The following is a 5084-nucleotide window of genomic DNA, read 5'->3' as shown; positions in this document are numbered from 1 at the left end:
GCAAGTACATTGAAAAAGACGCGGCCCTTGAGCGACGTTTTCAACAAGTTTATTGCGCTGAGCCGACTGTTGAGGACACAATCGCTATTTTGCGCGGACTCCGCGACAAGTACGAAATTCATCACGGAGTTAGAATCAACGATGAGGCTTTGGTAAGCGCGGCAGTTCTTTCAAACCGCTACATCACAAACCGCTTTTTGCCAGACAAGGCGATTGACTTGGTTGATGAAGCCGCAAGCCGTTTAAAGATGGAAATTGAAAGCCAGCCTACCGAGCTTGACCAGATTGAGCGAAAACTTTTGCAGCTTCAGATTGAAAAGCAGTCTTTGAGCAAGGAAGACGACAACGCTTCAAAAGAGCGTCTTGAAAAACTTGAAAAAGAACTTTCAGAGCTGACTTCAAAACGCGATGCCATGAAACTTCAGTGGCAGAACGAAAAAAACAGCATCGACAAGAGTCGCAAGATAAAAGAAGAGCTTGAAGAGGCTCGCTTTAACGAAGAGAAATATACACGTGAAGGCAACCTTGCAAAAGCCGCTGAATTAAAGTACAGCACAATTCCTTCATTGGAAAAGCAGCTTGCAGAGGCTGTTGCCCACGACAAGGAAGTTGAGGCGAACCCAGAGCGCGAGTCCCTTTTGCGGCAGGAAGTTACAGAAGAAGACATTGCGCGTGTTGTAAGCAACTGGACAGGAATTCCTGTTGCAAAAATGCTTTCTAGCGAAAAGCAAAAATATTTGCAGCTTGAGGAAGTTCTTCACAAGCGTGTTATTGGGCAGAACGAAGCCGTGCAGGTTGTAAGCGATGCAATTCGCCGTAACCGTTCCGGCTTGAGCGACCCGAACCGTCCGCTTGGCAGCTTCCTGTTCATAGGACCGACTGGTGTTGGTAAAACAGAGCTTGCAAAAACTCTTGCAGACTTCTTGTTCAACGATGAAAAGTCGCTTACCCGAATCGATATGTCTGAGTATATGGAAAAATTCAGCGTGAGCCGTTTGATTGGCGCGCCTCCGGGATACGTTGGCTACGATGAAGGCGGTCAGCTTACAGAAGCAGTGCGCCGCCGTCCTTACAGCGTAGTTTTGTTCGATGAAGTTGAAAAAGCGCATCCTGATGTTTTCAATGTTCTTCTTCAGGTTCTTGATGACGGAAGACTTACAGACGGACAGGGCAGAGTTGTGGACTTTAAGAACACAATTATCATTATGACGAGCAACTTGGGAAGCGAACTGATTCTTGATGCTGACACAGACGAGAAGATGAAAGAAGCAAGAACTCAGATTGACGGTTTGCTTAAAACGCATTTCCGCCCGGAATTCTTGAACCGAATCGACGAAATTGTAATGTTCGGCCGTCTTGACAAGAGCTGTATTGGCGGAATCGTTAAGATTCAGCTTGAGCGTGTTGCAAAACGCCTTGAAGACAGAAGAATTGCAATTAAGTTTGACGATTCTGCTGTGGACTTCATTGCAGAAAAAGGCTATGACCCTGCGTTTGGTGCCCGCCCTGTAAAGCGTGCGGTTCAGACTTGGGTAGAAAATCCGCTTTCAAAGGAACTGCTTGAAGGAAAGTTCGCCGAAGGCTGCACGATAAATGTTTCGAGCAACGGACGTGAGCTTGTGTTTAAGTAATTTGTAGCGATGTTATGAAAAAGCAGTGTTGGAAATTCCAACACTGCTTTTTTTATCACTTTCATTTAAGCCGAAACCACCGAAATTGGATTCTTGCTTATAGAGGTTTTTAATGTGCTGCTTGTCCTTGAACCCCAGCTGCTTGCAGTTCGCACTACAATAAACCATTTTGATTCTGCTTTTGCAATATCCGGCAAGAAAAATGACAAATCTTTTGGAAAATTTCTGAAAAGTTTTGAAACTTTATTCCAGTTTTCTTCGTTTTCATCGATTTTGCCAGATTCAAGAACAGGCGCAAAGAATATGCCTGTCTCGTCATTGCTTCCTGCAATTTTTAACCTTTCTCCAGAAATTCTCATTCCGCCTCCTTCTGTTATTTCAAACCCAGTTTTGTTAGTTGAAAGATCTGTGAAGGTTGCTATAGAAGGAGAGGTTTCAGCTTTTTCAAGAGAATCAATTTCAATATCGGAAACAGAGAACTTTGCGGTTTTTGAGGGAGTAAACCCGACACCGAATGCAGGAACATCTTCTGCCGTTGGATTTTCTGATTCAATGCTGCCTTTGGAAGTAAGATATAAAGTTCCAAGATCGAACAGATTCAAGCCTTCTCCATTTTGCAGTTTTTCAAGCATTGCTATCTTGAATTCTGTTGCTACAGTTCTTATGATATTTTCAGAAATCAATGGATTGTTCTTGTGAACTGCTGCAATTATGTTTTCAAGGGTTGCAGTGTTGCGGTTTACTGTGGCGAATTGTTTTTCGCCGTCGATTATGTGTCTTTTTCTTACCGTTACATTTACTGTTTTTGTAGAGCCAGTGTGCTCTGTAATAAGTTCTGCCATAGGGGCATTACCTCTTATTATAAAATTTTCTTGACTCGGACAGTCTTTTCACGGTAATATTAGTAACACTATTAGCCATACCGTGAGTATGTTCTAGTCGCCGTTTTTCAGTACCAGTGAAAAGCGGCTATTTTTTTGCGGAAAGTTCCGAAGTTTCCGCGCTAGTCTTAAATTGCCTCCAAATTTATCATTTTTTCTATATTAATTATTAATGTTAATATCCTTCTGCTATCCATCTGTCTCGCTCTGCCTGCACTTCATATTCGTTTTGCAGGTCTAATTTTCGCATCTTTGGACAGATGGAATCGATAAATTTTTTGAAAGTAAATTTTACAAGATATTCGTCAAATTCTTTTTCTTCATTTGAACGTAAAAAATTTGGATAGCTTTTTAGCGTCTTGAATCGGATTTCTGCCGCCTTTGCAGATGTCCCAAAGACTTTTTGAATTTCTTTTGCATCCATCTTTTTGCCGCGTTTTTCAAGCTCTTTTATTACTGGCTCTGGCATAAGCATTTCTGCGGCAAAGAAATTTGCCTCAACTTCTTGCTTATTATAAAGCTCTGTATTTTTTTCGCCTGCGTTTAAATCATGATTGCTTTCATAATGGAAAAGCTCGTGAAGTATTGAGAACTTTGAATGTGTGGACGGCTTTGTTTCATTATAAAAAATTGTGTAGCATCCATTTTGCTCATAAAGTTCTGCTGATTCGCTTTTAAAATATATCCGTAGAAAGCCATGTTTTTCTGCCCAGTTAAACGAATGAAGTTCCAAGTCTGAAAAATCTTCAATGATTTTCGCAGTTTTCAGCGGAAATGTTGTTCCAAGTGGCAATTTTACAAGCTTTTCGTGGGCAGCAATATAAGATTTCTTAAAGTCAGGTTTATAAGTCGCCATGTTCCTCCTTTTCATCTTCTTCCCAGATTTTGCCAAACAGCAGTTTCATTGCGGCATCAGCTTTGTCAAGGTCAGAATCATTTAGTTTTTTCAGGTTTCGCTGAATAGAATTTAATTTCATGTTTGTTTCCTTAAAATTGAAGTTTCCTAAAAGCTCGTCAGTTGAAACTTCAAAAAACTTTGCGAGCTTCAACAGTGCATCCTGCCGTGGAACAGTGCCGTTGTTTTCCCACATATTAACACGGCTTTTTGTTACTCCGACAGCATTTGCAAGCTGCTCCATTGTAAGATTTTTTCCCTCCCTTAACTTTCTTACTTTTTCTTTGAAAAAAGTGTTACCCATTAACTTTTCACCCTTGCACTTTATATGTGCCTTTTAATAAAAAAACTCTGTATTCCTTTGTAAAAATTCTTTTGTATTTGTACAATTAAAAAGAACTTTTGATATGATAAATATAACTCTAGAAAACCACTTTGTCAAGCATTTTAAATGTTTTTGTGCAAAATGATTGTACTTTTGGATTGTTTTTAAATCCGTGCCGCGGACATGTACAAGTCCGTGTTGCGGATATGGCTACGTCCGTGCCACGGATATGTATGTGTCCGCTATGCGGATATGTGAATGTCCGCGCCACGGACTAAAATGGAGCTTATTCGTGCTTAATTATAGTAAGAAAATTAAAAATACAATTGCTTTTTGAAAATGACTATGTTAAATTTATTTTAGATAGTTTTAGGAGGATTTTTTTATGGTTGTTAGTATGACTATTCAGAATGCTGATAATGCGCTTCTTTCTGCCATTAAGAGTGTGTGCAAACTGCATCCTGCGGCTAAGGTTTCCATAAAAAAGCAAAATTCTCTTGCTGATGAATTAAAGGCTGAGCAGGCTGAAGTCCTTGCGGAATATGAGAAAGGCACATTGAAAGCTTTTTCTTCCATGGATGAATATGAGGCCGCTCATGGTCTATAGAATCGCCACGACAAAACGTTTTGACAAAGACTACGCAAAATTATCGCCAGCAGACAGAGAACTTGCAAAAAATGTAATCAACCGACTTGCAAATGACGAAATCTTGGAGCAAAAATATAAAGATCATCCGTTGAAAGGCGAGTATGCCGGTTTTAGGGACTGCCATGTAAAGCCTGACCTTGTGCTGATTTACAGCAAAAATAAAGATGCGTTAATTCTTACGGCTTTCAGAATAAATTCTCACAGCGAGTTGTTTTGATAAATTGCGTAAATGATAAAAAGCTAGTTGTAATCGATTATTTTTCAGATAAAATATAAATAAGTAGCTCAAGTTTTTTTATTACAGGAACATCTCATTTGATATTTTTGCATACAGATGCAAAAATATCAAGCAGAAAAACAGGACAGACTCTTCCGTGTTCTAAAACCGAAACTTCAATGTTGTCTTCTATAATGTAGTTTGATATAAATTGCTAGTTCTTATTCAAAAGGAAGTCTGCAATATTTATAATACTGATTCCTATTTCGCAAAATCAATAATTTTTTAATTTTGCGAAATAGAAGTTATTTTATAACATCATATTCCAATTGTTTTTTATCTATTCGCTATTGTGTATTGCTATTTCGTTTTTCATTTCCCCGAACAACTCCTTCAGATTATCTGCTATTTTAGCTTCAAGAGCGCAGTCTTTTTTTGCTCAGGGTTTTAAGCTCTGTGTTAATCTCCAGCATTTCGTCTTTATCA

6 protein-coding genes are annotated in these 5084 nt (G+C 39.2%); 3 read left to right on the top strand and 3 right to left on the bottom strand.

Annotated features, from left to right (window positions below):
- On the top strand, positions 1–1631 hold a 1631-nt coding region (locus B4C08_RS02635; RefSeq protein WP_296662532.1), incomplete at its 5' end, for an ATP-dependent Clp protease ATP-binding subunit.
- Positions 1632–1696: 65 nt separating this feature from the next.
- Here the strand turns inward: B4C08_RS02635 and B4C08_RS02630 are convergent.
- The 3 genes from B4C08_RS02630 to B4C08_RS02620 all read right to left on the bottom strand — a co-directional run bounded on the left by B4C08_RS02630 (position 1697) and on the right by B4C08_RS02620 (position 3711).
- The gene (locus tag B4C08_RS02630; protein ID WP_296662530.1) at positions 1697–2473 is read right to left on the bottom strand and encodes a DUF4469 domain-containing protein; all 777 of its coding nucleotides are present in this window, start codon (positions 2471–2473) and stop codon (positions 1697–1699) included.
- A gap of 214 nt (positions 2474–2687) precedes the next feature.
- On the bottom strand, positions 2688–3368 hold the full coding sequence (locus B4C08_RS02625) for an ImmA/IrrE family metallo-endopeptidase (RefSeq protein ID WP_296662528.1): 681 nt from the start codon (positions 3366–3368) through the stop codon (positions 2688–2690).
- Positions 3355–3711, bottom strand: coding sequence for a helix-turn-helix domain-containing protein (locus B4C08_RS02620; protein ID WP_296091446.1), 357 nt, complete (start codon positions 3709–3711; stop codon positions 3355–3357). The genes B4C08_RS02625 and B4C08_RS02620 overlap by 14 nt, the downstream gene beginning before the upstream one ends.
- Positions 3712–4117: 406 nt before the next feature.
- Between B4C08_RS02620 and B4C08_RS02615 the strand changes: the two genes are divergently transcribed.
- Positions 4118–4339 (top strand): hypothetical protein, encoded by a 222-nt coding sequence (locus tag B4C08_RS02615; RefSeq protein WP_296662527.1) that lies wholly within the window; start codon positions 4118–4120, stop codon positions 4337–4339.
- Positions 4329–4598, top strand: a complete 270-nt coding sequence (locus B4C08_RS02610) for a type II toxin-antitoxin system YafQ family toxin (protein WP_296662525.1) — start codon at positions 4329–4331, stop codon at positions 4596–4598. Before B4C08_RS02615 ends, B4C08_RS02610 begins: the two co-directional genes overlap by 11 nt.
- Positions 4599–5084: the final 486 nt, after the last annotated feature.

Source organism: Treponema sp. UBA753 (genome assembly GCF_002297325.1).
GTDB lineage: Bacteria > Spirochaetota > Spirochaetia > Treponematales > Treponemataceae > Treponema_D.
This window is presented reverse-complemented; position numbering and strand designations above follow the sequence as displayed.